The sequence below is a fragment of the Streptomyces sp. NPDC002817 genome (assembly GCF_053592055.1).
Window position 1 is genome coordinate 52,824 of record NZ_JBSFUY010000012.1, and the last position, 25,237, is coordinate 78,060.

The 25,237-nt window shown below is 71.7% G+C and carries 20 protein-coding genes and 1 pseudogene; 12 read left to right on the forward strand and 9 right to left on the reverse strand.

Going from position 1 to position 25,237, the window contains the following annotated elements:
- Positions 1 to 153 precede the first annotated feature (153 nt).
- Positions 154 to 318 carry a CDGSH iron-sulfur domain-containing protein gene (locus tag ACWD3I_RS23105; protein WP_451084166.1) on the forward strand — a complete coding sequence of 55 codons (165 nt, stop codon included), beginning with the start codon at positions 154 to 156 and terminating at the stop codon, positions 316 to 318.
- Here ACWD3I_RS23105 and ACWD3I_RS23110 read toward each other — a convergent pair.
- Positions 315 to 779, reverse strand: coding sequence for a hypothetical protein (locus tag ACWD3I_RS23110; RefSeq protein ID WP_365408679.1), 465 nt, complete (start codon positions 777 to 779; stop codon positions 315 to 317). The two genes, ACWD3I_RS23105 and ACWD3I_RS23110, sit on opposite strands and share 4 nt — an antisense overlap.
- Positions 780 to 1,024: 245 nt before the next feature.
- Here ACWD3I_RS23110 and ACWD3I_RS23115 point away from each other — a divergent pair, with 245 nt between their 5' ends.
- Entirely contained in the window at positions 1,025 to 1,426 is a 402-nt protein-coding gene (locus ACWD3I_RS23115) for an STAS domain-containing protein (protein ID WP_365408677.1), read from the forward strand.
- Between the two features lie 134 nt (positions 1,427 to 1,560).
- On the opposite strand, the gene ACWD3I_RS23120 is transcribed toward ACWD3I_RS23115, so the two are convergent.
- Entirely contained in the window at positions 1,561 to 1,983 is a 423-nt protein-coding gene (locus tag ACWD3I_RS23120; RefSeq protein ID WP_365408674.1) for a protease inhibitor, read from the reverse strand.
- A gap of 324 nt (positions 1,984 to 2,307) precedes the next feature.
- Between ACWD3I_RS23120 and ACWD3I_RS23125 the strand changes: the two genes are divergently transcribed.
- The 4 genes from ACWD3I_RS23125 to ACWD3I_RS23140 all read left to right on the forward strand — a co-directional run bounded on the left by ACWD3I_RS23125 (position 2,308) and on the right by ACWD3I_RS23140 (position 6,872).
- Positions 2,308 to 2,859 (forward strand): hypothetical protein, encoded by a 552-nt coding sequence (locus ACWD3I_RS23125; protein WP_365408671.1) that lies wholly within the window; start codon positions 2,308 to 2,310, stop codon positions 2,857 to 2,859.
- Positions 2,860 to 3,063: 204 nt separating this feature from the next.
- Entirely contained in the window at positions 3,064 to 4,647 is a 1,584-nt protein-coding gene (locus tag ACWD3I_RS23130) for a purine-cytosine permease family protein (protein WP_365408668.1), read from the forward strand.
- Between the two features lie 81 nt (positions 4,648 to 4,728).
- Positions 4,729 to 5,898: a lactate 2-monooxygenase gene (locus ACWD3I_RS23135; protein WP_365408664.1), complete on the forward strand. Its 1,170-nt coding sequence runs from the start codon at positions 4,729 to 4,731 to the stop codon at positions 5,896 to 5,898.
- Positions 5,895 to 6,872 carry a 2-hydroxyacid dehydrogenase gene (locus tag ACWD3I_RS23140; RefSeq protein WP_365408661.1) on the forward strand — a complete coding sequence of 326 codons (978 nt, stop codon included), beginning with the start codon at positions 5,895 to 5,897 and terminating at the stop codon, positions 6,870 to 6,872. The genes ACWD3I_RS23135 and ACWD3I_RS23140 overlap by 4 nt, the downstream gene beginning before the upstream one ends.
- On the opposite strand, the gene ACWD3I_RS23145 is transcribed toward ACWD3I_RS23140, so the two are convergent.
- The 3 genes from ACWD3I_RS23145 to ACWD3I_RS23155 form a co-directional block, all read right to left on the reverse strand.
- Positions 6,869 to 8,470 (reverse strand): RICIN domain-containing protein, encoded by a 1,602-nt coding sequence (locus ACWD3I_RS23145; RefSeq protein ID WP_365408658.1) that lies wholly within the window; start codon positions 8,468 to 8,470, stop codon positions 6,869 to 6,871. The genes ACWD3I_RS23140 and ACWD3I_RS23145 overlap by 4 nt on opposite strands.
- Before the next feature lie 524 nt (positions 8,471 to 8,994).
- Positions 8,995 to 9,372, reverse strand: a complete 378-nt coding sequence (locus ACWD3I_RS23150; RefSeq protein ID WP_365408655.1) for a toxin Doc — start codon at positions 9,370 to 9,372, stop codon at positions 8,995 to 8,997.
- Positions 9,373 to 9,375: 3 nt separating this feature from the next.
- Complete coding sequence (locus tag ACWD3I_RS23155) at positions 9,376 to 9,621, reverse strand: hypothetical protein (protein ID WP_361490759.1); 246 nt, start codon at positions 9,619 to 9,621, stop codon at positions 9,376 to 9,378.
- Between the two features lie 157 nt (positions 9,622 to 9,778).
- On the opposite strand from ACWD3I_RS23155, the gene ACWD3I_RS23160 reads away from it, so the two are divergent.
- Together ACWD3I_RS23160 and ACWD3I_RS23165 are read left to right on the forward strand one after the other, a co-directional pair.
- The gene (locus ACWD3I_RS23160) at positions 9,779 to 10,270 is read left to right on the forward strand and encodes a methylated-DNA--[protein]-cysteine S-methyltransferase (protein ID WP_365408652.1); all 492 of its coding nucleotides are present in this window, start codon (positions 9,779 to 9,781) and stop codon (positions 10,268 to 10,270) included.
- Between the two features lie 14 nt (positions 10,271 to 10,284).
- A complete protein-coding gene (locus tag ACWD3I_RS23165) occupies positions 10,285 to 11,007 on the forward strand; it encodes a 2OG-Fe(II) oxygenase (protein WP_365408649.1) in 723 nt (240 codons plus the stop codon).
- 61 nt (positions 11,008 to 11,068) lie between these two features.
- Here the strand turns inward: ACWD3I_RS23165 and ACWD3I_RS23170 are convergent, their stop codons facing one another.
- Both ACWD3I_RS23170 and ACWD3I_RS23175 read right to left on the reverse strand, forming a co-directional pair.
- Complete coding sequence (locus ACWD3I_RS23170) at positions 11,069 to 13,312, reverse strand: glycoside hydrolase family 9 protein (RefSeq protein WP_365408646.1); 2,244 nt, start codon at positions 13,310 to 13,312, stop codon at positions 11,069 to 11,071.
- A gap of 227 nt (positions 13,313 to 13,539) precedes the next feature.
- Complete coding sequence (locus ACWD3I_RS23175) at positions 13,540 to 16,638, reverse strand: glycoside hydrolase family 2 TIM barrel-domain containing protein (RefSeq protein WP_451084160.1); 3,099 nt, start codon at positions 16,636 to 16,638, stop codon at positions 13,540 to 13,542.
- Between the two features lie 258 nt (positions 16,639 to 16,896).
- Here ACWD3I_RS23175 and ACWD3I_RS23180 point away from each other — a divergent pair, with 258 nt between their 5' ends.
- Positions 16,897 to 19,275 (forward strand): SpoIIE family protein phosphatase, encoded by a 2,379-nt coding sequence (locus ACWD3I_RS23180; protein ID WP_365413642.1) that lies wholly within the window; start codon positions 16,897 to 16,899, stop codon positions 19,273 to 19,275.
- A gap of 18 nt (positions 19,276 to 19,293) precedes the next feature.
- Here the strand turns inward: ACWD3I_RS23180 and ACWD3I_RS23185 are convergent.
- Positions 19,294 to 19,899: pseudogene (locus tag ACWD3I_RS23185) on the reverse strand (RNA polymerase sigma factor).
- Between ACWD3I_RS23185 and ACWD3I_RS23190 the strand changes: the two are divergent.
- The 3 genes from ACWD3I_RS23190 to ACWD3I_RS23200 all read left to right on the forward strand — a co-directional run bounded on the left by ACWD3I_RS23190 (position 19,889) and on the right by ACWD3I_RS23200 (position 23,277).
- On the forward strand, positions 19,889 to 21,229 hold the full coding sequence (locus ACWD3I_RS23190; protein WP_365413640.1) for a serine/threonine-protein kinase: 1,341 nt from the start codon (positions 19,889 to 19,891) through the stop codon (positions 21,227 to 21,229). The pseudogene ACWD3I_RS23185 and the gene ACWD3I_RS23190 overlap by 11 nt on opposite strands.
- Before the next feature lie 80 nt (positions 21,230 to 21,309).
- Positions 21,310 to 21,945 (forward strand): DUF4232 domain-containing protein, encoded by a 636-nt coding sequence (locus tag ACWD3I_RS23195; protein ID WP_365413638.1) that lies wholly within the window; start codon positions 21,310 to 21,312, stop codon positions 21,943 to 21,945.
- Between the two features lie 75 nt (positions 21,946 to 22,020).
- A complete protein-coding gene (locus ACWD3I_RS23200) occupies positions 22,021 to 23,277 on the forward strand; it encodes an arsenic transporter (protein WP_365413644.1) in 1,257 nt (418 codons plus the stop codon).
- A 9-nt stretch (positions 23,278 to 23,286) separates the two neighbouring features.
- On the opposite strand, the gene ACWD3I_RS23205 is transcribed toward ACWD3I_RS23200, so the two are convergent.
- Positions 23,287 to 25,149, reverse strand: coding sequence for a ricin-type beta-trefoil lectin domain protein (locus ACWD3I_RS23205; protein WP_451084161.1), 1,863 nt, complete (start codon positions 25,147 to 25,149; stop codon positions 23,287 to 23,289).
- Between the last annotated feature and the right edge of the window lie 88 nt (positions 25,150 to 25,237).

The window sequence follows — 25,237 nt, forward strand, 5'->3', positions numbered from 1 at the left end:
GGGAAAGGAGACACCTGGTCCGAGTCCGACGACAGGAACCGTCCCCGGACCGCCCGGCAGGAAGTCCTCCAGGAGACCGAGGAGGCGGAGCCGCGCGCCTCGGACTCCGAGGAGCGGCGACGGCGCCGGGGTGAGGCGGGCGATGCCGACGACCTGGCCCCGCCGCGCACCCGGGCCGCGCTGGAGCACCGTTTCCTGACGGCCGAACCGGAGGACGGGACCACGGTCTCCTCCGACCGTTTCCGCGTCGCCCGGTGCACCTGCCGCCGCAGCCGCCGCTGTCCGTGGTGCGACACCAGCCACCGCGAGCGGTCCTAGGCCCCGCCCCGCGCGTCACCGGCCGGGCACCAGTGCCTTTCCCACACCACCCACACCTGCCCCTCGGAACCACGATGGACATGCAGTCCGTCGACAACGCCCAGCAGGGGCAGTCCCGTTGCCGCGTCGTGGTGGTCCCGGTCCAGGGCGATCAGCACGTCGTCCGTGCCCGCCATCGTGATGCCCCCGCTGTCCGCAGTCAGGACGATCCGGCAGACGTCCGCCGTCGTCCGGGCCAGCAGACAGCTGCTCACCCGCCGGCCGGCGTCGAGCAGGGAGGCCAGGAACCATGCCGGTGCCTCGACGACCCCGGTGACCGCGGCCGTCGCCGCGTCTGCCGCCACTTCGCCGCCGCGACGGGGGAAGTGTGCCGTGAACTCCATCTCCAGCGCGGGTTCCAGCAGTCCGAACTGGGTGAGCAGCGGAGGCTCGTCGGAGGGAGCGTGTACCGGCGTACCCACGTCCCACCCCCTGTTGCGCGACAGCGGTGCAGCCGGGGGCCGGGGCGGCACGGTGACTCTACGGCGCCGACAACCGCTTGAACAGGGCACCGACTTGCAGAAAAGCCGACTAAAAGTCAATAACTATTCGCGGAATTCACCATGTCGAGTGAACCAGATCTTGCGCCGGGCTTCTCAGGGATGCCCCGCACCCACCGGGGTAGTTACCGAGATCGAATACGCGCCCCTGCCGAGGTGGAGCCGACATGACACCGGAGTCCGGCGATCGCGCCCCCGGACCTTCCGAGGGCACCGGCGGATCCGGACCCCCGGCGGCGAACCCGTACGCCCGTACCTACCGGCACGACGCCTTCACGGTGGTCGAGGCCGCGGGCGAGATCGACATGGCGACCGCGGGTTCCCTGGCCGAGCATCTGCACGCCGCGACCGAGGGCGAGCGGCCGGACGTTCTGGTCGACCTTCGTACGGTCGACTTCTTCGACTGTTCCGGCCTGCGGGTCCTGTGCCGGGCGGACTCCCGGGCGCGGGAGCACGGCGGGCGGCTGCGGATCGTCTCGCGGAGCGCGCGCATACGGCGGCTGCTGCGCGCCTCGGGGTTACTGGGCCGCTTTCCGCCGCTGCCGGAACTGCCGGAGCGGCGGGGCTGATCCGAAGGCCGGCCGGGCGGCCCCACTCCGCCCAGCCGGCCCCCGTACGAGATCGCGAGGGATCCCCGCGTCAGGGCTCGCGCTCCCCAGCCACGAACCGCTGTCGATGCACGGGGACCCCGCGACCCCGGTCCTCAGAACGCGAAGAGGCTGGTCCCGTGGGTGCTCTTCACGCACTCGTTGGCGAAGGTGCGCTCGTAGGAGACGCGTCTGCCCTGCCAGACACCGTCGACGGTGACGACCACCGGGTCGTACTCCTTGGTGCACATCACGTCGTCCCGGCCGGTCAGCGCGTCGAAGTCGCCGCCGACGCCGCGCAGTTCGGCACAGGCGAGGGCCGCCGCGGGGTGGCTTCCGGAGGACGTCGGGGCGCAGGTCAGGGTGACCGCGCGGGCCGGGGTGGCGAGGGCGGCGTCCTCACCGTGGCCGACGGTGAGGACCAGGGCCGAGGGGGCGTAGAGCGAGGCGGGGGCGGCGAGCGCGGTCCCGGTGAGGGGGCCGCAGACGGCGGTGGCCGTCAGGGCGAGGGTCGCTGCCCAGCGCGCGGTGTTCCGCATTGTGTGCATCCTTCCGCTGATACGGGGGTGGTACCGGGCCCGGCGCGATCGGTGCCGGACCGGCGAGCGGGAGTCTGCCGAGTCCGCGGCCGAATCTCACATCGACCCCATGGGTTTCAGTAACCTTGTGTGTTGAATCAGTGGCGTGAAGTCACGTAAATCGAACGTGTCAGCGCCGGAACCACGGGGTTCTTGATCGTCTCTACCGACCGAATGGCCGGTTCACCCCGCCTCCGCAATAGGCCTGAAACATTCCGGTTGAGCTCTCGGCGGACCCACCGCACGCCCCTTGCGTTCACCCTCCGGTCGAGTAATCGTCATTACATGATTACGACAGAGCAGCAGGAGAAGCTGCGCGGCTGGTTCGCCGGCCGCCTGCCCGACGACCTCTTCGAGGGACTGGCCGAGCTGACGGTCGACCGCGAGGAGATCACCGTGATCGGCCGCATCCCCGCGCCCCGGCTCGCCGAAGGTGCCTCGGCCACCGAACGGGAGGCCGCCGTACAGAGCCGCGTACAGGAGTTCCGGGAGCGCACCCGGCAGGCCCGGATCGAGGTCGCCGTCGAGGCCGAGCACCGGTTCCGCAGGAAGGTCTCCTGGGGTGTGGAGTGCGACGGGGAGCGCGCCCTGTTCACCCACGTGTCCGCACCCGTCATGACCCGGCTGCGCCAGCCCGAGCGCCAGGTCCTCGACACCCTCATCGCGGGCGGCGTGGCCCGCAGCCGCAGCGACGCGCTCGCCTGGTGCGTGCGCCTGGTCCAGAAGCACACCGACGACTGGCTCGCCGAACTGCGGGACTCCCTCGAACACGTCCAGCGGGTAAGGGCCCAGGGCCCCGACGCCGAACCGGAGGACACGCCCTCGGACACCGAGTGATGGAGGATTCGTACAGCCGCGACACAAAAGATGGATGAACCGTCCTCTGGTGTGGCTCCTGAGCCCGGCCTTACCGTCGGCAGACCCCCGAGAGGACGGCATCCCCTCGCACCGCACACCCCCGCCAAGGCGAGCGCCCGTCCCTCACCCCGACCCGCCCGCGTCACGACGCGCTCCACCGCCGGTCCCCTCGTTGGAGCCCCCTTGTCCCCGCAGCCCGACACCTCCCCCGCGCCGTCCCTGACCGAGGTCGAGACCCACGGCGTCGACCGCATTCCCGACGCCGAGCGCACCGCGACCCCGCTGGACCTGTTCCGGCTCGCCTTCGGCGGCGCCAACACGTTCTCCACCTGTGTGCTGGGCGCCTTCCCGATCCTGTTCGGCCTCTCCTTCTGGCAGGGTCTGGCTGCCACGCTGCTCGGAGTCGTGGCGGGTGCGCTGATCCTGTGCCCGATGGCGGTGTTCGGTCCGGTCAACGGCACCAACAACGCCGTGTCCTCGTCCGCGCACCTCGGTGTGCACGGCCGGGTGATCGGCTCGTTCCTGTCGCTGCTCACCGCGATCGCGTTCTTCTCCATCTCGGTGTGGAGCTCAGGGGACGCCCTGGTCGGCGGCGCCCACCGGCTCTTCGGCCTGCCGCGCGGCGATCTGTCGTACGTCGTGGCGTACGCGCTGTTCGCCTGTCTGGTCCTCGCGGTGTGCGTGTACGGCTTCCGGTTCATGCTGTTCGTCAACAAGGTCGCGGTGGCCGCGGCGAGCCTGCTGTTCCTGCTCGGCGCGATCGCGTTCGCCGGCGACTTCGACCCGTCGTACGCGGGCGTCTTCACGGACTCGGCGGACGCGGCCACGCAGTCCCTGTTCTGGCCGTCCTTCATCGGCGCGGCGCTGATCGTGCTGTCGAACCCCGTGTCGTTCGGCGCGTTCCTCGGCGACTGGTCGCGCTACATCCCGGCGAGCACCCCGCGCCGCAAGGTGATCGGCGCCGCCTTCCTGTCGCAGATCGCCACACTGCTGCCGTTCCTCTTCGGCCTGACGACCGCCAGCATCATCGCGGCCGAGGCACCGGACTACGTCGACCCCGCGGCCCCCGACTTCGTGGGCGGCCTGCTGGCGATCTCGCCGGGCTGGTTCTTCCTGCCGGTGTGTCTGATCGCGCTGATCGGCGGCATGTCGACGGGCACGACCGCGCTGTACGGGACCGGCCTGGACTTCTCGTCCGTCTTTCCCCGGCTGAGCCGCGTGCAGGCGACGCTCTTCGTCGGCGTGCTGTCGATCGCGTTCATCTTCATCGGCCGGTTCGGCCTGAACCTCGTGCAGTCGATCTCGACCTTCGCCACGATGATCATCACCTGCACCACACCGTGGATGGTCGTGATGATGCTGGGCTTCTGGACCCGCCGTGGCTGGTACGACCCCGACGCCCTCCAGGTCTTCAACCGCCGTCAGCGCGGCGGCCGCTACTGGTTCGCACACGGCTGGAACTGGCGGGGCATGACCGCCTGGTGGGTGTCGGCGGTGATCGGCGTGCTGTTCACCAACATCCCGGGCCAGTTCGTCGGTCCGCTGGGCGACCTCGCCGACGGCGTCGACATCGGCCTGCCGCTCTCCCTGGTCGTGGCTGCCGTCCTGTTCCTGTCGCTGCTGCGGCTCTTCCCCGAGCCCCGCGCGGTGTACGGGCCCGAGGGCGCGCGGCTCGCCCGCACCGTCGACGTGCCGGTGCCGCCGATCACGGGACCGGGCGCGGAGTCCGGCGAGCCGGAGCCCGTCGCGGTGCCCAACGGCGGCTGACCCCGGTGTGCTGACCGGCGTTTACTCGCCAGTATCGTCGGAGCGCAACGCGTTCTCAGCGACGAGAGGCGGGACGTACGGATGGCGAAGCACTGGGCGGACTTCCAGTACGAGATCTATCTGAACGGCATGTCGGGCGCCGTACCGCGGCTGCCCACCGATCTGACCCGGCTGGAGGAGCTCACCGAGCAGCGCCTCGGCCCCGGCCCGGTCGGATACGTGGCGGGCAGCGCCGGTGACGGGAGCACCGCCCGGGCCAACCGGGCCGCGCTCGAACGGCGCCGGATCGTGCCGCGGATGCTGCGGGACGTGCACGAACGGGATCTGTCGGTCGAGGTACTGGGCCGCGCCCTGCCCGCCCCGCTGGCCCTGGCACCGGTCGGCGTGCTGTCGATCATGCACCCGGGCGCCGAGTCCGCCGCCGCCCGGGCCGCCGCGGCGCAGGGCGTCCCGTACGTCCTGTCCTCGGCGTCCAGCACCCCGATGGAGCAGGTCGCGGAGGCGATGGGGGACGCCGAACGCTGGTTCCAGCTGTACTGGCCGAAGGACCCCCAGGTGGCGCTCAGCTTCCTCGGCCGGGCCAAGGCAGCCGGGTTCACCGCGCTCGTCGTCACGCTGGACACCCCGCTGCTGGCCTGGCGGCCACGCGACCTCGACCAGGCCTATCTGCCGTTCCTGCACGGGGTGGGCACCGCCAACTACTTCTCCGACCCGGCGTTCCAGGCGGGTCTGGCCAAGCCGGTGGCGGAGGATCCGAACGCGGCGGTGATGCACTTCGTGGGGATGTTCGCGGACCCCGGCAAGACCTGGCCTGACCTGGCCTTCCTGCGGGAGAACTGGGACGGGCCGATCGTCCTCAAGGGCATCCTGCACCCGGACGACGCACGGGCCGCCGCGGACGCCGGGATGGACGGGGTGGTGGTGTCCAACCACGGCGGCCGGCAGGTGGCCGGTTCCGTGGCGGCGGCCGATGCGCTGCCGCGGGTCGCTGAGGCGGTCGGCGACCGGCTGACGGTCCTGTTCGACAGCGGGATCCGCACCGGCGACGACATCTTCAAGGCGCTCGCGCTGGGCGCGGAGGCGGTGCTCGTCGGGCGGCCGTACGTGTACGGCCTGGGTCTGGACGGACAGCCCGGCGTGGAGCACGTGATCCGCTGTCTGCTCGCCGAGCTGGACCTCACGCTCGCCCTGTCCGGGCACGCCTCCCCCACCACCGTGGGACCGGCCGACCTGATCGAGGACCCCGTATGACGACCCCGAAGAACGTGCTCGCCGTCGTCGCGCCCCATGTGGGCGGCCGCACCTCAGGGGCCGGGCTCGCCACGCTCTTCCCGGGCGAGGCGAACGTGACCGTCGTGGAGAAGGCCGACGAGAACCCGCAGGCGCTGCGCGCGGCGCATGTGATCATCACGGCGCTCTCCCCCGTGACGGCCGAACACCTCGCCGCCGCGCCCGAGCTGGAGCTGGTGCAGTGCGCCAGCCACGGCTTCGACTATGTCGACGTGGAGGCGGCGCGGGCCCGCGCGGTGGACGTCTGCACCATCGGCTCCAGCGGCGCCGAGGCGCAGAACGTGGCCGAGCAGACCTTCGCCCTCATGCTCGCGCTCGCCAAGCAGCTCGTCCCGGCGCACACCGCGCTCGTCGAGGCCGACTGGGCGCTGCCCCGGCTGCAGCGCTCCCTGACCGAACTGTCCGGGAAGACGCTCGGCATCGTGGGGCTGGGACAGATCGGGCGGGAAGTCGCGCGGCGCGCGGTCGCGTTCGACATGAGCGTCGTCTACGCCGGACGGCGCCGGCTGCCGGAGGAGACCGAGGCACAGCTGGGCGGCGCCCGTCATGTCCCCCTCGACGAACTGCTGCGCACGTCGGACTACGTCTCCCTGCACGCGCCCCTGACCGAGGAGACCCGGCAGCTCCTCGACGCGGGCCGGCTCGCGCTCCTGAAGCCCAGCGCGTTCGTCATCAACACGGCGCGAGGCGCCCTGATCGACCAGGACGCCCTCGCCGACGCCCTGGAGAAGGGCGCCCTGGCCGGGGCGGGCATCGACGTCTTCGACCCCGAACCGCCCACGCCGGCCCTGCGGTTGCTGCGGGCCCCCAACGTGGTGCTGTCGCCGCACGTCGGGGGTGTCACCCGGGAGACGCTGGTGCGGATCGCCCTGGCAGCCGTCCAGAACGTGGCCGGCCGTCTGGCGGGCGACCCGCCCCGCGACGTCGTGAACTAGACGGGTCCCCCGACCGCCCGGGCGGACGGAGTGCCGGTGCCCGGAACCGAGAGCGCCCCGGCGGTCGGCGACACCGGGTCGGTCACCCAGCGCTGCCCGTCGGAACCGTCACGCACCTTGACGACGATGTCGGCGTCCGCCGCCCCGGTGGTGGAGGTCAGGGCGAGCTGCTCGTCCCAGCGGGTGAGCAGCTCGCCCTGCACGGTGATGTCGTAGCGCACGTCGTCCGCGCGCTTGTTCTTCTCGTCCACGCAGGTCCCGAGGATCACCACACCGGCGTCCACATGCGAGTCGAGGCAGAGGTCGGGGTTCGCGGCGCTGTGCAGCAGTCCGTCGTCGTCGTACGTCCACTTCTGGCTCTCCGCGTCCGAACAGGTCTCCAGCTCGGTGCCGGCCCCCTTCCTCACCTCGCCCCGGATGTCGAGGCAGAGGTCGGCGGCGACGTTCCGCAGCCTGGACTGCTGGGGAATCAGGGGGAGTTGGGCCGTGCCCGGCGGGGAGGAGGACACGCCGTCGGAGGCCGACGCGCGGCCCCCGGAGGCGCTGGTGGAAGCGGCCGGCTCGGCGCCGCCGTCGTCCGACCACAGGTTCGCGGCCAGCACGCTGGCGAGCAGTCCGGCGGAGGCCAGGCCCACCCCGGTGAGCAGCACCCGTGAGGGCCGCGGCCCCTCCGGGGGGCGGCGGCCGGGGGACGGGATACGGGACAGGAGGCCACGGCGTCCACCACCGTGCCGGGCGCCGCCACGACTGCGCGGGCCGGAGTCGGTACGTCCCGGACGGGACTCGAGGTAGCGGCGGGCGCCCCAGCCGAGCACCGCCTCGGCGAGCAGCACACCCAGGCCGCCCTCGAAATGACTCAGTTGCTCGGCGGCGAAACGGCAGTAGCGGCACTCGGTCAGATGCTGCTGGACATCCGGCAGCAGGGCTCCGCCCCGGCGTATCGGGACGTCGAGGAGACGGTTGTAGAACCGGCAATCCTTGGTCGGCGCGAGTTCCCGATGGGCAAGTACACAACCCTCGCGGAATTTTTCCCGCGCCTGTTCGAGAGCGGCCGACGCGGTGTCGGTATCCATGCCGAGCAGACCGGCGGGGACGGCAATCGGCTCGGCCTCGACCTCGGTGTGCCAGAGCAGACACCGGGCAAGTCCGGGCAGAACCTCGAAAGAACGCTCGGCGAGTTTCCGGTTTTCCGGCGTCATGGACTTCGCCGCCCGCATACCGCGGCCGCCGGCCGGTTTCCCTAGGTCCGGCAGAACATCGGCTATTCGCTCCTCGGCCGACCACTCACGAACGGTGTCGCGGACGCGTACCAGAAGCCTCGGGCGCAGTGCGGTGGCCTGCTCACCGAGTGCCAGCCGGTCCAGGACCTGGTGGAAGGAGGCCGCGGTCACCATGGAGGCGACGTCCGACCGGGAGGCGAGACAGATGACGGCGTATTCGTGGACGGGCGGCCAGTGCCGCGCCATCAACAGCGCGGCGGACTGGGCCGCCTCGCCGTCCGGACGACCTCTGAGCAGGGAGGCGAGGTCGTCGTCGGATTCCCCCGTAACTCCGCCTGGCGGCGGGTAAGGAGGGCGAGGGGGGTGGGGGGTTGGCACTGAGCGGATTCCTTCCCACGCGCAGGTGACTCTGAGAAGTTCTGCTCGCCGAAAAAGTCGGGGATTGGTGTATACCTTTTTGGCGAGGCGCGAGGAGTACGAATTCACCAACGACCCGTCCGCCCGGGTTCCCCACCGGACGAAAGAAGACCCGGCCATTACCCCCCGCACGGGTAGTTCACCCTTGCACAACACTGTCATGACCAACAAGGCACTTGGGCAACATACGTACCGTTGAAGGAAAGTCAGAAACGGTCGCCACGCAGGTCGTCCTCGGTGGTGCACGGCATTTCAGGCGCCCCGTGTGAAACACGCGCACGCGCCGGAGCGACGCGCACGCTCCCGGCGCGCACCACCCCGTAGTGCACTGGTACCGGCCCCTCGGAGGCCACGCGCGGGACGGCGGCTCTCCTGCGCGAAACGGCCGCCGACCCCGATCCTCCCGCCCTCGGTCGGCGGCCCCGAGGGCGGGACGGGGTCGGCCCCCGGCCGGGGGCGCAGGTGCCTGGACGGCGGTCGGGGCCCTATATCTGCCAGGAGCGCAGCCGGTCGGCCGCGCCGTAGACGTCGACCTTGCCGGAGATCAGATCGCGGGCGAGGTCGACGAGGGCGCCGTAGGGCGGGTCGATGCCGACGCCGCTGACGAACATGTAGGCCACCGCCGTCGCGCAGGCGAAACGGGCGTTGGCCGACGGCAGGGGCTTGAGCAGCGCGAGGGTGTGCAGCAGAGCGGCGGCCCGCCAGGCCGGGTCGGAGTCCACGCCGAGGCGGGGCGGATCGACACGGTGGCGGGCGACGGCTGCCACCAAGGCGGAGAAGTCGTTGATCGTGGGCTGGTCGGGCAGGACCTCTTCGTGACGCTGGAGCAGCCAGGGCACGTCGATGTGGACCACGGGAGCCATCGGTCAGACGACCCGTCCCCCGCCCTTGACCGCCGGTTCGTCGTCGGGGAACGCGGCGGCGAACTCGTCGGCGTGGGACGCGAAGAACCGCCGGAAGGCCTCCGCGCCCTCCTGGAGCGCGCGATGCCGCGCGATGTCGGCCGCGGCCGCCTCCCGTACGAGGGCCTTCATCGACGTACCGCGCTCCTTGGCGATCTGCCGCAGGTCCTCTAGCTCGCGGTCACTGAACTCCACGTTGAGAGCTGGCATGCCCTTCACGGTACCGCTGCGGTACTTACTCGTAAATACTCCCTGCTCAGAGCAAGTACACCGGGGTACCGCGAGGATCGAGCGCCCTGTCCGATTTCCGCCAGCACCCTCCCTGGCCGCGCAGCAGACTCATCACGCAAGGGAAGGGAACGGACCCATGACGACGTACACGACGATGCAGAGCCCGCTCGGTGAACTGCTCCTGGTCGGCGGGGAGTCGGGACTCGCCTCGCTGTCGATGCCGGGGCAGCGGGGTGCGCCGGCCGTCCGCCCGGAGTGGCGGCGCGACGATCCGGCCTTCGCCGAGGCCGCGGAACAGCTGACGGCCTACTTCGCGGGCCGGCTCACCCGTTTCGAGCTGCGGCTCGCCGCCGTCGGCACGGACTTTCGGCACCGGGTGTGGCAGGCGCTCGACGACGTCCCGTACGGCACCACGACCACGTACGGCGCGCTCGCCCGGCTCCTCGGTGTGGCGCGGGCCGACACCCCGGCGGTGGGCGCCGCGCTCGGTGCCAACCCACTGCTGATCGTGCGGCCCTGCCACCGGGTGATCGGTGCCGACGGCTCGATGCGCGGGTACGCGGGCGGTGTGGAACACAAGGTGCGGCTGCTCACGCTCGAGGGTGCGCTGCAGCCGATGCTCGGATGACGGGAGGAACCACGATGACCCCCACCCTCACCCAGGCCCGCGGGCGCGTCGCCCGCACCGACTGGGACGCGCTGGCCGCCGTACTGGACGAGCACGGCAGCGCACCCACCCAGCAGCTGCTGACGCCCGCCGAGTGCTCCGACCTGGCCGCGCTGTACGAGAAGCCGGAGCTGTTCCGCACCACCGTCGACCTGGCCCGGCATCGCTTCGGTTCGGGCGAGTACCGGTACTTCACCCACGGCCTGCCCGCCCCGGTGGCCGCCCTGCGGGCCGCGCTCTATCCACGCCTGCTGACCGTCGCCCGCGACTGGGCGGCCCGGCTCGGGCGCCCGGCACCGTGGCCGGACTCCTTGGAGGAGTGGCTGGAGCGGTGTCACGCGGCCGGGCAGGACCGGGCGGCGCAGATCCTGCTGCGCTACGGGGAGGGCGACTGGAACGCCCTGCACCGTGACGTGTTCGGCGAGCTGGTCTTCCCGCTCCAGGTGGTGGTCGGGCTCGACGAGTACGGCACGGACTACACGGGCGGTGAGTTCCTGATGGTCGAGCAGCGGCCCAGGGCCCAGTCACGGGGCACGGCCACCGTGCTGCGGCAGGGCCACGGTCTGGTGTTCACCACCCGGGACCGGCCGGTGCGCACCCGGCGCGGCTGGTCGGCCGGTGCGATGCGGCACGGCGTGAGCACGGTGCGCTCGGGCCGGCGGCACGCACTGGGGCTGGTCTTCCACGACGCGTCCTGACGACGAGGGGCTCCATGACCTCGTGAGCGTGTCATGGAGCCCCCGTCGAGCTGTTTCCGCGCTACGTCTGGTCGGCCACGAAGGACGCCATGCGGGTCAGGGCGGAGTTCCAGTTGATGGTGTGCTCGTTGGTCGACCAGGACTGGATGTCGTCGATGTAGCAGAACTGACCGACGCAGCCCTGGAGTTTGCTCTGTGCGTAGGGGTCCTGGATGCTCGAGTTCGGTCCGCCGGCCAGGGTTCCCTTCGGCGGGTTCGGCTGGCTCGGGTCGAGCTGGTGGGCGTACCAACGGGCGTGCTGATTGTGCGAGTTCACCTCTCCGTAGCCCGTCACGTACGACATGTTCAGCGCGTTGCGGCCGAAGATGTAGTCCATGGACTGCACGGCGCCGTCACGGTACTTGGAACCGCCGGTGATGTCGTACGCGGTGGCGATGACGATGCCGTTGTGCAGGATCTGGTGGTTGGAGCCCCAGTCGTAGAGGTTGTCCGCGGGGGCGTACGGCATGCCGTACGGCTGTGACTTGAGCGTCGCGAGATAGCCGTCCGCACCCTTGACCACCGACTGGCGCACCTTGTCCCGGCCGGGCAGCTTGTTCGGCACGGTGGCCAGGTCCAGGCGGGCCGCCGCGGCGGTGCGGGCCCAGTCGTAGCCGAGGGGACCGAAGATGTCGGCGGTGTGGACGGGCGAGGCCAGCACGTGGTCCGCGAAGGTCTTCTCCCCCGTGGTGAGATACAGCTCGGCCGCCGCCCAGTAGAACTCGTCGGTCACGTCGCTGTCGGGGTAGGCGCCGCCGCCGGTGCCGTCGTTGGGGTCGGCGAAGATGTCCGGGTGCGCGAGGGCCGCGGTCCAGGCCTTGCGGGCGGCGGTGAGGGCCTTGGACGCGAACGCCTTGTCGTAGGGCCGGTAGAGGCGGGCCGCCTGTGCGGCCGTCGCTGCCAGGTTCAGGGTCGCCGCGGTGTTCGCCGGGTGCAGTTCGCGCTTCTGCGGGTCCTCGCTCGGCATCAGCGGCAGGCCCGTCCACGCCTCGTCGTGGACCTTGTGATGCGCCATCCCGGCCAGCGGCTGACCGGCGGGCACCTGCATCTTCAGCAGGAACTCCAGCTCCCAGCGGCTCTCGTCGAGGATGTCCGGCACCTTGTTGCCGCTCTCCGGGATGGCGAGCGTGCCGTCGCCGAGCTTCGCGGGCTGCCCGGTGCGGGCGTGCAGGGAGCGTTCGTAGGTGCTCAGCAGCTCCCAGGTGGAGATGCCGCCGTTGACGACGTACTTGCCGTGGTCGCCGGCGTCGTACCAGCCGCCGGTGACATCGAGGGTGTAGTCGCAGACGCCCGGCTGGCAGGGCACGTCGCCGTCGCCCCGGTTGGGCGCGACGTCGACGTGGCCGGCCGCGCGGCCGTAGCCCGGGCGCAGGTCGTCACGGATCGCGATGCCGCTGCGCTGGGTGTAGTAGTACTTCGCGGCGTCCGTGCGGAGCTGCTCGTAGGCGCTCGTGCCGATGTCGAAGGGCCGGCTGGTCTCGCCGTCCGCGACGAGGGTGAAGTCCTTGCCCTGCTTCTTGTAGGAACCGAAGTCGATGGAGTGGACGTTCTGCGCCGACGAGGCGTCCGTACCGCGAGGCGTGGTCGAACCCTGGGCGACCACACGGCCCGCGGCGTTCTTCAGCTGCCAGGGCAGCTTCGCGGTGGCGTCGGTGACCAGCGTGGCGTTCTTCGGACCGGAGGGCAGATAGGCGACCTGGTTGACACGCACCCTGGGCCCGGTGTCCGGCTCGTACACCTCGGGCGGCACTCCGCCCAGCAGTGAGGCGTCGTCCACGCAGAACCGCCAGGGGTCCGCGCTGCCGCCGAGCTGGAAGCCGACCTGGGCCTGGGTGGCGTCGACGGGTGAGGTGAAGGTGTACGCGTAGGAGTCGCCGGACACGCTGAGCTGTGGGCTGACCTCGAAGTAGGTGTCGTACGGCGCGACCTGGAGGCCCACGATCGCGCGGACGACGTGGTCCGCGGGCGAACCGTTCGCGGTGAAACTGAACTTGTACGACTCCCCCTTCACCAGGGTGACGTCGTTCTGGCCGACTGCGGCGTCCCAGCGGTTGGTGGTGCCCCCCGGCACCTCCGCGCACAGCTGTCCGTCGGACAGGCCCGCGGTGACGTTGCTGGATGCCCACCAGGGCTCGGTGGTGGTGTCGAAGGTGCCGTTCTTGAGCTGCTCGACCTCCTCGGCGGCGGCCGTGGACACCGGGGAGGCGACAAGTGCCGCTCCCAGCAGGGCCGTCAGGGACAACAGGGCGGTTCTGCGTCTTTTCACGTCCGGGCTCCTCGGTGAGCTGCGGGTGCGCTCGATATGGGAGCGCTCCCAATAGACGGTCGACGGTCATGCTTGTTGCAGGCATGACACCACGTCAACGGTCCGGACGAGACGAAACACTCCGCTGGGTGGCGCGGATTTCGGCTGCGGCGCCATCGTGGCTGGTCGCGCGGTTCCCCGCGCCCCTGGAGTGTTTCCGGAACCGGCTGTCCGGACCGTGACATCGCTCAGGTCGCGGGTATCTCCAGCCTGCTGACGCGGATCGCCCCCTGCGCCTCTCCCGGGCGGCTGCCGGTCAGGTTCAGCCGCAGTCGGGAGCCTCGGACCGCATCGAAGGTGATCACCGTCGGCGCGTCCGAGGCTGTGGCCCACTCGACCGCCGCGCCCTGTACCTTCACGTACCGCTTGCCGTCCCACACCTCGACCTCGACGGCCGCGGGCAGGGTGTGGGTGGAGCTCAAGGTGAAGGATGCCTCCACGCGGTCGAAGGTCCGGGTGCGTCCGAAGTCCACGGAGACCCAGTCCTCGGCCCTGGCCCCGTTGAAGAGCGGCAGAAGGGCCGTGGCCGCCTTGCTGAAGGCGTTGGACCAGCCGGTGGCCGCGTCGCCGTCGAGCATGGCGGCCGGGAGGGTGTCGGGGCGGCCGGAGTAACTGGCGTCCGCGTAAGGGTAGTTCGGCGGTGCCGGGTGGTCGGGGGCGAACTCGGCCGCCGGGGTGGCCGCGACCGACCGGACCGGCTTGGTGTGCAGGCTCGCGGTGCCCGCCCTGAGGCCCTCCGCGCGGGCGATCACCTTCAGCGCGCCCGGCTCCGTGCCCGACCGCACGATGGCGAGCGCCTTGCCGCAGAAGGCGGTCCGGGTGCTGGCCTGGTAGCGCTCGGCGCTCTCCTCACGCCCGTTGTCGAGTCCGGCGAGGGAGCCGCCCTTCACCTCGAAGGTGATCAGGTTCTCCGCGTCGGGCACGACCACTCCGCGGGCGTCGACGATCTCCGCGGTGACGAAGACCAGCGAACGTCCGTCCGCCGAAAGCGACTTGCGGTCCGCGATCAGCCGTACGGCACGCGCCGGGCCTGCCGTGCGCAGCACGTCGGTGGCCACGACCTTGCCGCCGCGGCGGGCCACCGCCTTCAACTCCCCCGGCCGGTACGGCACTTCCCACGTCAGATGAAGCTTCCCCGCGCTGCCGTTGGGGCTCGTGTAACTGCCGGGGTAGGGACCGTCGGTGAAGGTCTTGTCGTCGCCGGTGGCCTCGGTGGTCTCCAGGTACTCCCGGCCGTCGACGGTCTTCTTGGTGTCGAACCTCCGGGTGCCGAGGGACTTCCCGTTGAGGAACAGCTCGACGGTGGCGACGTTGGAGTACGCCCACACCTCGACCGTGTCGCCCTCCGCGTGGTTCCAGGTCACCGGCAGCAGATGGACCATCGGCTCACTGATCCACTGGCTCTGGAAGAGGTAGTACATGTCCTTCGGGAAGCCGGCCGTGTCGACCGCCCCGAAGAAGGAGGCCTTGACCGGGAAGACGTCGTACGGCGTCGGCTCGCCGATGTAGTCGATGCCCGACCACAGGAACTGGCCCGTGAACCACTTACGGTCCCGGTCCTTCTTGTGCCCGTACTCGCCGCTCATGGTCCAGGAGGCGAGGTTGTTGTCGTAGGAGGACACCGCGCGTCTGCCCGGCGTGTGGTTCTCGCCGGTGTTGAGGTGTTCGGGTTCCTGGTAGGCGCCGCGGGTCGAGGTCTCCGAGGAGGACTCGGACTCGAAGAGGAACAGGTGCGGGTAGCGGGCGTGCAGGGCGTCCACCGACTTGGCGGTGTTGTAGTTGAGGCCGAGACCGTCGAGCTTGGCGAGGATCAGGTCGGCCGGGGTGCCGGGGGTGGGGACGCTGCGGTGCCGGTGGGAGCCGATGACGATCGGGCGCGTGGCGTCGAGCGCCTTGATGTCCGCGATGAGCCGGTCGGCGATGGTGAGCCCGGCGGTGGAGGTGAACTCGGAGATCTCGTTGCCGATCGACCACATGATCACGGCGGGCGAGTTGCGGGCGGCGAGCACCATCTCCGCGATGTCCCGGTCGGACCACTCGTCGAAGAACCGGCCGTAGTCGTAGCGGGTCTTGGAGCTGCGCCAGCAGTCGAACGCCTCCACCGTCATCACGATCCCGAGCTCCTCGCAGACCCGGATCATCTCCGGCGAGGGCGGGTTGTGGGAGGTGCGGAAGGCGTTGACGCCCATCGACTTCATGATGGTCATCTGGCGGCGGATCGCGTCGATGCTGACGGCGGCGCCGAGCGCGCCGAGGTCGTGGTGGAGGTCGACGCCCTTGAACTTGGCGTGGGTGCCGTTGAGGTGGAAGCCCTCGTCGGGGTCGATGCCGAAGGTGCGGATGCCGAAGGGGGTGCGGTGGGTGTCGACGGTCTTGCCGGCCACGCGGAGTTCGGTCAGCAGGGTGTAGCGGTGCGGGTCGTCGAAGTCCCACAACCGGGGCTCGGGGACGGTGAGTTCATGGGTCTCCGTGGCCTCGTCGGTGAGGTCGACCGTGGTCGCCGCGCGGGTCACCGTCCGGCCGCGCGCGTCCTTGACCGTCGAGCGGATCTCGACCCGGCTCGCGGTGCCGGACCCGTTCACCACGGAGGTCTCCACCCGGACCAGTGCCCGTTCGCCGGTGACCTCCGGTGTCGTGACGCAGGTGCCCCAGCGTTTCACGCGCACCGGCTCGGTGACGACGAGACGGGCCTCGCGGTAGATGCCGCTGCCCGAGTACCAGCGGCTGCTGGGGAGCCGGTTCTGCACCTTGACCGCGATCACGTTCTCGGTGGTGCCGTCGGTGTGCAGCAGATCGGTGACGTCGAAGGCGAAGCCGGTGTAGCCGTAGGGGTGGTGGCCGGCCTCGGTGCCGTTGCAGTAGACGTACGCGTCCATGTAGACGCCGTCGAACTCCACCGAGATCCGCTTGCCGGCGTACGCGGGCGGCAGGGTGAAGGCGAGGCGGTACCAGCCGAGGCCGCCCGGGAAGAAGCCGGTGCCGCTGGTGGTGCCGTTCTGTGTGGTCGGGGCGAGCTCGATGCTCCAGTCGTGGGGCACGGCGACCTGGCGCCAGGCCGAGTCGTCGTAGGCGGGGTCGGCGGCGCCGTCGTAGGCGCCGGTCGGGTCGGTGATCCCGCCCGGGTCGACCAGCGCGAAGCGCCAGCCGTCGCGCAGGGCGACCGTGCTGCGGCCCGAGGCGCCCCCGTCGGCGGCCTCGGCGGCCAGTGCCGCCGAGGGGCTCAGGAACGCTCCGGCCGCGGGCGCGGCGGCGGAGGCGATCAGGACAGATCTGCGAGTGACCGTCATGGCGTGCGGCTCTCCCTCATCAAGGCCCAGAAGTGCTCACAACTGATCGTGAACACACAGATTCTGACGCCGCGCCACACCGGACCGTCAAGGGTGCGATCACACCCGGCCGCCCCCCGCGTCACAACGGCCGGATGTCCCCCTTGCCCGTGCCCCCGGGTGCGCAGGGGGTTCCCGTCCGCGCACGAGCGTGACGGACTAGGCTGGAACTCAAGTGACGTGCCTGTTCACTGTGAGTGTCCGCGATGGAGTGGCGAGATGAGCCCGGACTACCCGTTCGACGATGCCGCGACGGCACGGGCTGTCATCGACGACCTCGGTACGGTCCGGGAGTGGAACCGCGGCGCCGAGCGCCTGCTGGGCCACCCCGCTCCTGACGTCGTAGGTCACCCCGCCGCGAATCTGCTGGTCAGCGATGGTCCGGACGCGGCCTTCGCCCCCGAGGGCCCCCGCTGGGACGGCACCGTCACACTCCGCCACCGCGACGGCCGCACCGTGTCCGTGTGGCTGCTCGCCCACCACAGACGCTCGCGGGACGGCAGCCCGGGTCAGTGGCTCGTGGTCACCCCGCTGGAGGTCACCGGCTCCCCGGACGGCCCCCTCGCCACCGCGGCGCTCGTCCAGTCGCCCTGCGCCGTCGCGGTCTACGACGAGCGGCTGCGGCTGAGCCGGGTCAACGACGCCATGGCCGAGGTGATCGGACTGCCCGAGGACCGCATCCGGGGCCTCAGGCTGTCGGAGATCGGCGGCAAGCCGGAGAGCGCGGAGCTGGAGCGGCACCTGCTGCGGGTGCTCGCCTCGGGCCGCGCCGAGGACGTCCAGACGTACATGCGGACCGGCGGGGAGCTTGCCGCGCACGCCTGGCTGGCCCGGATGGCCCCGGTCACCGATGCCGAAGGACGGGTGCGGGGGGTGTGCCTGGCGGCGCACGACTTCACCGAGAACTACCTCGCCCGGGAGCGGCTCCAGCTGGTCAACGAGGCGAGCGTGCGGATCGGCTCCACCCTCGACGTCACCCGGACGGCGCAGGAGCTCGCGGACGTCTGTGTGCCGGCGCTCGCCGACTTCGTCAGCATCGACCTGCTGGACCCCCAGGAGAACGGCGATCCGCCGCCGGTGCTCACCGCACCGGTCGGGCTGCGCCGCGCCGCACACCAGTCGGTCAATCCCGGCACCCCCGAGGCCGTCGTCAAGCCCGGACAGCTGGAGCCGTACCCGGCCACCTCACCGCAGGCCGACTCGCTGGTGGCGGGCGGCACCATCGTCGCCACCGTCGCCTCCGGGGAGCTCGACCAGTGGCTGACCTGGGACCCGGCGCGCAGCGAGCGGGTCCGGGAGTACGGCATCCACTCGACGATGTCCGTACCGATCCAGGCCCGCGGTCTGACCCTCGGAGTCGCGGTGCTGACGCGGTTCCGGCGGCCGGACCCGTTCACGCCCGACGACGTACTGCTGGCCGAGGAGGTGACGGCCCGCGCGGCCGTCTGCATCGACAACGCCCGCCGCTTCTCCCGCGAGCGGGAGACCGCCCTCGCCCTTCAGCGCAGTCTGCTGCCCCGCAAGCTGCCGCGCACCGCCGCCGTGGACGCGGCCTCGCGCTATCTCCCGGCAGCACGGGCCGGAGTCGGCGGCGACTGGTTCGATGTGATCCCGCTGTCCGGGATGCGGGTCGCGATGGTCGTCGGGGACGTGGTCGGCCACGGCATCCAGGCCTCCGCCACGATGGGCCGGCTGCGCACCGCCGTCCGCACGCTGGCCGACATCGACCTCGCCCCCGACGAACTGCTCACCCACCTCGACGACCTGGTCGTCCGGCTGTCCGCGGAGGCCGGCGGCGAGGGCAGCCCCGGCGAGGTCGGCGCCACCTGTCTGTACGCGGTCTACGACCCGGTGTCGCGGCGTTGCACACTGGCCCGCGCCGGCCATCCCGCGCCGGTGATGATCACGCCGGGCGCCGCGCCGCAACTGGTCGACCTGCCCTCCGGCCCGCCGCTGGGCGTGGGCGGGCTGCCCTTCGAGTCCGCCGAGCTGGAGCTGCGCGAGGGCACGGTGCTGTCGTTCTTCACCGACGGTCTGATCGAGTCCCGTGAGCGGGACACCGACGCCGGTCACGCACTGCTGCGCGAGTCCCTGTCGGCGCACTCGGAGTCGCTGGAGGAGACCTGCGACCGGGTCCTGCACACCCTGCTCCCGGCGGGCGGCTCCACCGACGACGTGGCGCTGCTGCTGGCCCGCACCCGAGGGCTGCCCGCCGCCCAGGTCGCGACCTGGCACATCCCCGCCGACCCGGCGCTCGTCGGCCCGATCCGCAAGCAGGTCGTCGACCAGCTGGGCACCTGGGACCTCCTGGAGGCGTCGTTCACCGCGGAGCTGGTGGTGAGCGAGCTCGTCACCAACGCCATCCGCTACGGCGCGCACCCCATCCGGCTGCGGCTCATCCACGACGAGACCACGCTGATCTGCGAGGTCTCGGACACCAATCACACGGCCCCGCATCTGCGGCGCGCCAAGACCTGGGACGAGGGCGGCCGCGGACTGCTGCTGGTCGCCCAGCTCACCCAGCGCTGGGGCAGCCGGCACACCACCGAGGGCAAGACGATCTGGGCCGAGATCGGTCTGCTCGAGGAGGACGACTGACGCGCGCTCGCGCGGCGCTCAGGCCCGGTCCGCCGGCCACGGTCCGACCTGTCTGCGCGCCTCGTGCAGCCGTGACTTGAAGGGGCCGCGCGGGACACCGGCCCGCTCGGCGGCCTCCGCGTACTCCAGCCGGCAGCTGTCCCGGTGGACCAACGGGGCGATCAGGTGCGGGTGTTCGCGTTCCAGTCGCTCCAACGCCTCCAGCAGGTCGACGCGGGAGTCGGCGATGCCCCTGGTGGTGCGTGGATCGGCCTACCGCGCGGCATCGATCGGGGCGGGCTGCTCGGCCGAACGGCGTTTCGGTTCACGGTACTTCTGCCGCGCGCAGTTGGCGACGACCGTGCGGAGCCAGGTACTGAAGCGGCTGCGGCGGCCCTCGAACGTGCCGATCCTCCGGGCGACTTGGAGCAGCACGTCCTGCGCCGCGCCCTCGGCGTCCTCACGGCAGGGCAGGAACCGGCCGCAGCGCCGGACCACTTCGGGCCGGATCGCCGCGAGCTGCTCGTCCAGCGCGGCCCTCTCACCCGCCGCCGCGCGCAGGGCGAATCCCTCGGCCGAGGACGGCACGCGGCGCTCCCCTCGCTGTGGATCGCAGGGCGGGCATGATAGTCGTATGCACTCCATCGAGCGCATCGGCCGCTACCGGATCGAACGCCTCCTGGGCACGGGCGCGTTCGGGACCGTGTGGCTCGCATACGACGACACACTCGACGCGCCGGTCGCCGTGAAGGTCCTCGCCGACAACTGGTCGCACCGACTGGACATCCGCGAACGCTTCCTGTCCGAGGCCCGGTTGCTGCGCCGGGCGGGTTCGCGGCGGGTGGCGCAGGTCTACGACATCGGCGAACTGCCCGACGGCAGGCCCTACTTCGTGATGGAGTACGCAGACGGCGGCACCCTCGCCGACCTGCTCGACGACGGTCCGCTCCCCGTCCCCGAGGCGCTGCGGCTCACCGCGCTGGCGGCCCGTGCCGCGGCCGCGCTGCACGAGGCGGGGATCGTGCACCGGGACGTCAAGCCGTCCAATCTGTTGCTGCGCGCCGGCCCGGACGGCGCCCGGGAGGTCCTGCTCGCCGACCTCGGGCCGGCCGAGGCGTCCGGGCTCACGCCGGCCGCGGGTTCGGCGGGATACCGGCCGCCCGAGCAGGCCGAGCCGAGTGCGGGCATCGACGTGCGGGCCGATGTGTACGGCCTGGGCGCGGTCGGCTATCACCTGGTCACCGGCAGCGTGCCGGGCGCGCCGGGGAAGGTCGTACGGCCGGACCGGCTGCGTCCGGGCCTGGATCCCGGCGTACGGCGGGCCCTGATGCGGGCGCTGCGGCCGAACCGGGAGCGCCGCTGGCCCGATGCGCGCGCCTTCGCCGAGGAGCTGGAGCGGCTGGCGACGGGCCCGAGGCCCCGGCGGCGGCGCCACCGGTTGCTCGGTCTGGCGGCCGGGGTGGCCGTGGCCGGCGTGGCCTTCGCGCTGCCGGACCACGGGGCGGCGCCGACCGAGCTGCGGATCGAGGACGCCACCGGCCGGGTCGCGGCCGTGGTGCCCGCCATCTGGGCCGGGCAGGTGCGTGGCTCGGGGTGGGATCCGCGCGTGCTGGGTCTGCCCGCCGGTCATCAGCCGGGGTTCGCCGTCGCGGACGACCTGGCGCGGTGGCAGGACCTCGGCGCGGACGTCGACGGAATGTTCGTCGGCATGGTCGGGCGGGGCGAGGTCACGGCCCTGGTGAACGCCCTCGCCCATCCCGGCTGTCACTACGACGGGGCCCGCGACCACACGCTGCCCGTGTGGCACGGCAGGGTCCGCACGTGGAGCGACTGCCCGGGCGGCGGTTCCGTCGTCGAGGCCGGGCTCACTCCCCCGGACGGCAGCGGGCAGCCGCAGGTGTACGTGCAGATCCGGCAGCAGGGCGAGCCGTCGGGCATCCGGCGGGTCCTCGGCTCGGTCCGGGTCGGGGGCTGAACGCGCGAACTTTTCGGGCCGCGGCCGCATCGGACCTTCCTGACGGGGCACACCGCGCCGTACGAGGAGTGTGAAGAGTCATGGTGAACACGTACCGGTCGGCTCTGTTCGTGGGTGCGGCCGCACTGCTGGGCCTGCTGACCGCCTGCGGCGACGGCGGCGACTCCGTGTCCGCGCCGCGGACGCTGCCCGGCACGGCCGCCCCGGCCACCGGCGACGGGACGACGGGCGTGTCCTCGGTGGAGCCGAACGCCACGGCCTCGACGCCCTCCCCCGCCACCAGCACGCCCGGCACGCGTACCCGCTGCCACACCTCCGATCTGGAGGCCACGCTCGGCCGCAACGATCCCGGGGCCGGGCAGGAGAACTTCCCCGTGATCCTGACGAACACGTCGTCCCGTACCTGCACTCTCCACGGCTATCCGGGCGCCGCGTTCGTCGACGCCTCGGGCGAACAGCTGGGGCCGGACCCGAAGCGCACCCCCGGCACGCCGGCCACCGTGAGGCTGGCGCCGGGGCAGAACGCGTGGTCGGGGATCACGTTCTCCAACCCGGAGGTCAGCGGGGCCCGTACCGCCAACCCGGACGCGTTGTTGGTCACACCGCCGGACGAGCGGGAACCGCTGAAGGTGGCCTGGTCGGCCGGTGAGGTGCCGGTGGCCGGCAACGAGTCCACGGTGTTCATCACGGTCTTCGACGAGGGGCCCGGCGCCTGACCCGGTGGACGGGTCTCTTACCTGGGCCTGTTTTCATGGACGGGTACGGCACGACCACGTCCCGAAGGAACACTCCTGAACACCCCGCTCGCCGAAACCCTGTCCATAGCCCTGCTCGTCGCCGTACTCGCCTGGGCCGTCGTCCGCCCCAAGGGCCTGCCGGAGGCGGTGCTCGCGGTCCCCGCGGCGGGGCTGGTGATCGCGTCCGGGGCGATCTCCCCGGACCATGCGTGGGCGGAGGTCGAGCGGCTCGGACCGGTGGTCGGCTTCCTGGCCGCGGTGCTGGTCCTCGCCCACTTCTGCGATGTCGAGGGACTCTTCCGGGCCTGCGGGGCGTGGATGGCCCGCCGTTCGGCGGGCCGCCCCGGCCGGCTGCTGACCGCGGTGTTCGCGCTGGCGTCGGCGATCACGGCCGTGCTCAGCCTGGACGCCACGGTGGTGCTGCTGACGCCGGTCGTGCTGGCCACCGCGGCCCGCAGCGGCGTCCGGGCCAAGCCGCACCTCTATGCCTGCGCACACCTGTCGAACACGGCGTCGCTGCTGCTGCCGGTGTCCAACCTGACCAACCTGCTGGCGTTCGCGGCGAGCGGGCTGAGTTTCACCCGGTTCGCGGCGCTGATGGCGCTGCCCTGGCTGGTCGCGATCGGCGCCGAGTATCTGCTGTTCCGGCGCTTCTTCGAGGACGACCTCAAAACCTCCGTGGCCCGCTCCGACACCGCTGAGACGCCCGAGCTGCCGGTGTTCGCGCTCGTCACCGTGGGTTGCACGCTGGCGGGGTTCGTCGTGGCGTCCGCGGTCGGCGTCGAGCCGGCGTGGGTGGCCCTCGTGGGCGCGCTGGTGCTGGCGGGGCGTGCCCTCGTACGCCGGCAGGCCACCCCGCTCACGGTGGTGCGGTCCGCCGCTCCGGGGTTCCTGGCGTTCGTGCTGGCGCTCGGCGTCGTCGTGCGCGCGGTCGTCGACAACGGGCTCGCCGACGCGCTGCGGCACGTCCTGCCCGAGGGCTCGGGGCTGGTGGCGCTGCTCGGGATCGCCGCGCTGGCCGCCGTCCTGGCGAACCTGATCAACAACCTGCCCGCGGTGCTGGTCCTGCTGCCGCTGACCGCCACGGCCGGTCCCGGGGCGGTGCTCGCGGTGCTGATCGGGGTGAACATCGGCCCGAACCTGACGTACGCCGGATCGCTCGCCACCCTGCTGTGGCGGCGGATCGTGCAGCGGCACGGGCACGAGATCGGGCTCGGGGAGTTCACCCGGCTCGGCCTGCTCGCCGTCCCGGCCGCACTGGTGCCGGCCACGCTGGCACTGTGGGCTTCGCTCCAGGTCGTCGGGGTGTGAGCCGGGCGGTCAGCGCCGGCCGCCGTATCCCCCGTAGCCGTAGCCGTAGCCGCCGCCGTATCCGCCGCCGTACTGGCCGTCCCACGAGCAGTAGTACCCGTAGCAGGGCATGCCGCTGGGGTACGAGCTCGTCGGGGTCGGCTCAGCGGTCGACGGGCTCGGGGACGGCGTCGGTGAGGCCTTCTTCTTCGTCGGTGTGGGCGTGGGGGTGGGGGTCGCGACGGGTGTCTTCCATTTGGTGTCGCTCTGCGCGTCCCAGTTGACCACCTCCATCTGGGGGTCGGTCTTGGAGGTGTCGAACACCCAGCGCTGCACGGCGATGTCGGCACGGGACTTCAGGACCACAGCGCCCGTGCCGTCGGTGGCGGCGGGTGTCAGGGCCAGGTCCTGGTCCCAGCGCGGCACCAGGTTGCCCTGGAGGGTGAAGTCGTAGCGGATGTTCTTGGACTCCGCCTTGCCGGCGCCGGTGCACGGGGCCAGCCGCACCGAGTAGCCGAGGTGGGAGTCCAGGCACAGGTCCGGGTCCGCGACGCTGCTCAGCGTTCCGTCCGTCTCGTACGTCCACTGCTGGTCGGTCTTCGAGGAGCACTTGGTGACCTCGGTCTCCGCGCCCTCGACGGCCTTCTTGCCGACGACGCCGATGCAGAGTCCGGAGTCGACGTTGTGCAGACGGCCGCGCAGCGTGCCCTCCACGTCCTTGCCGGAGCCGACCCACGAGGAGTCGGAGGAGGACTTGCCCGCTCCGGTGCCCGGCGTCTCGGAGGCCTGGGTGCCGCCGGCCGAGGTGGTGTCGTCCCCGCCGCTGAGGGCCGACCACAGGACCAGCGGCAGGACGACCAGCCCGCTGACGGTGAGGACCGCTGCGGCGATGTTGCGGCGCCGGGCGGCGGCGCGGCGGGCTTCCTTGCGTGCCGTGCGCGAGGGGCAGGCTCCGCGGGCCGCGCGGGCCGGGCGGGGTGCGGCGGGGGTCACGTCGAAGAAGGGCTCGCCCGGGACGGCCGCAGGCGAGGCCTGCGGCTGCTCAGGCGCCTGAGCCGGCTCCTCCTGCACGGCGCTGCGGGATTCCGCGTAGGCACGGCCACCCCACCCGAGCACCGCTTCCGCCAGGGCGACGCCGAGGCCGTCGTTGAACTGCTGGAGCTGGTCGGCGGTGTCGCGGCAGTGCTTGCAGCGGTCCAGGTGTGCGCGCAGATCGGGGTCGACGTCGACGCCACCGCGCCGGTAGGTGACGTCCAGCATCCTGACGTAGCTGCGGCACTCCTGTTCCGGGGCGAGTTCGCGGTGCACATGGAGGCACTCCTCGCGCAACCGCTCCTGGGCCCGTCGCAGTTCGACGCCGGCGTCCTCCTCGTCCAGTCCCAGCAGGGAGGCCGGAACGGACAGCGGCTCGGCCTCGACCTCGCTGTGCCACAGCAGGCAGCGGGCCGACTGGGGCAGCCGCTGGAACGCGCCGGAGAGCAGTCGGCGCTCCGCGGACGGCAGCAGACGGGCGGCGGCGCGCTCCCCGTCCCCGGAGCGCAGCTCGGGGTGGAGCTGTTCCCGTCTGTGGTCGCCGTCCCATTCCGCGGCGATCCGGCGCACGGTGACGAGCAGTTGGGGACGCCAGGCGGCCGTCGGCCCGTTCTGCCGCAGGGTTTCACCGAAGAGTCGGGTGAAAGCCGCGGTCGTGAGCATTCCGGCGGAGCGCGCGTTGTCGGTGCACAGCCGGGCATAGGCGAAGGCCGCTTCCCAGTGGCGGTCGAGGAGTTCACCGACGGGATGGAGCGCGGGCGCGGCCCCGGTCCACTTCTTCAGCTCAGCGCTGAGTTGTTCGTCCGTGGCGTCGGCATTCACGGCTGCATTCCTCTCGGGGGCATACGAAGCAAAGTCCATACCAAGGGGTATGCGGTCCCGACGAAGACAGCTCTTGTGAAGCGTGGGGGACGTACGGGAGCGGTCAAGGCGCGCGGATTCTAATGTC

Bases quoted from the DNA above. Each gene is read 5' to 3' on its own strand.
- ACWD3I_RS23190 (WP_365413640.1), top strand. From the start codon at position 19,889: ATGCACTCCATCGAGCGCATCGGCCGCTACCGGATCGAACGCCTCCTG.
- ACWD3I_RS23135 (WP_365408664.1), top strand. From the start codon at position 4,729: ATGGCGAAGCACTGGGCGGACTTCCAGTACGAGATCTATCTGAACGGC.
- ACWD3I_RS23205 (WP_451084161.1), bottom strand. From the start codon at position 25,149: ATGGACTTTGCTTCGTATGCCCCCGAGAGGAATGCAGCCGTGAATGCC.
- ACWD3I_RS23160 (WP_365408652.1), top strand. From the start codon at position 9,779: ATGACGACGTACACGACGATGCAGAGCCCGCTCGGTGAACTGCTCCTG.
- ACWD3I_RS23195 (WP_365413638.1), top strand. From the start codon at position 21,310: ATGGTGAACACGTACCGGTCGGCTCTGTTCGTGGGTGCGGCCGCACTG.
- ACWD3I_RS23125 (WP_365408671.1), top strand. From the start codon at position 2,308: ATGATTACGACAGAGCAGCAGGAGAAGCTGCGCGGCTGGTTCGCCGGC.
- ACWD3I_RS23150 (WP_365408655.1), bottom strand. From the start codon at position 9,372: ATGGCTCCCGTGGTCCACATCGACGTGCCCTGGCTGCTCCAGCGTCAC.
- ACWD3I_RS23120 (WP_365408674.1), bottom strand. From the start codon at position 1,983: ATGCGGAACACCGCGCGCTGGGCAGCGACCCTCGCCCTGACGGCCACC.
- ACWD3I_RS23175 (WP_451084160.1), bottom strand. From the start codon at position 16,638: ATGACGGTCACTCGCAGATCTGTCCTGATCGCCTCCGCCGCCGCGCCC.
- ACWD3I_RS23140 (WP_365408661.1), top strand. From the start codon at position 5,895: ATGACGACCCCGAAGAACGTGCTCGCCGTCGTCGCGCCCCATGTGGGC.
- ACWD3I_RS23180 (WP_365413642.1), top strand. From the start codon at position 16,897: ATGAGCCCGGACTACCCGTTCGACGATGCCGCGACGGCACGGGCTGTC.
- ACWD3I_RS23115 (WP_365408677.1), top strand. From the start codon at position 1,025: ATGACACCGGAGTCCGGCGATCGCGCCCCCGGACCTTCCGAGGGCACC.
- ACWD3I_RS23155 (WP_361490759.1), bottom strand. From the start codon at position 9,621: ATGCCAGCTCTCAACGTGGAGTTCAGTGACCGCGAGCTAGAGGACCTG.
- ACWD3I_RS23165 (WP_365408649.1), top strand. From the start codon at position 10,285: ATGACCCCCACCCTCACCCAGGCCCGCGGGCGCGTCGCCCGCACCGAC.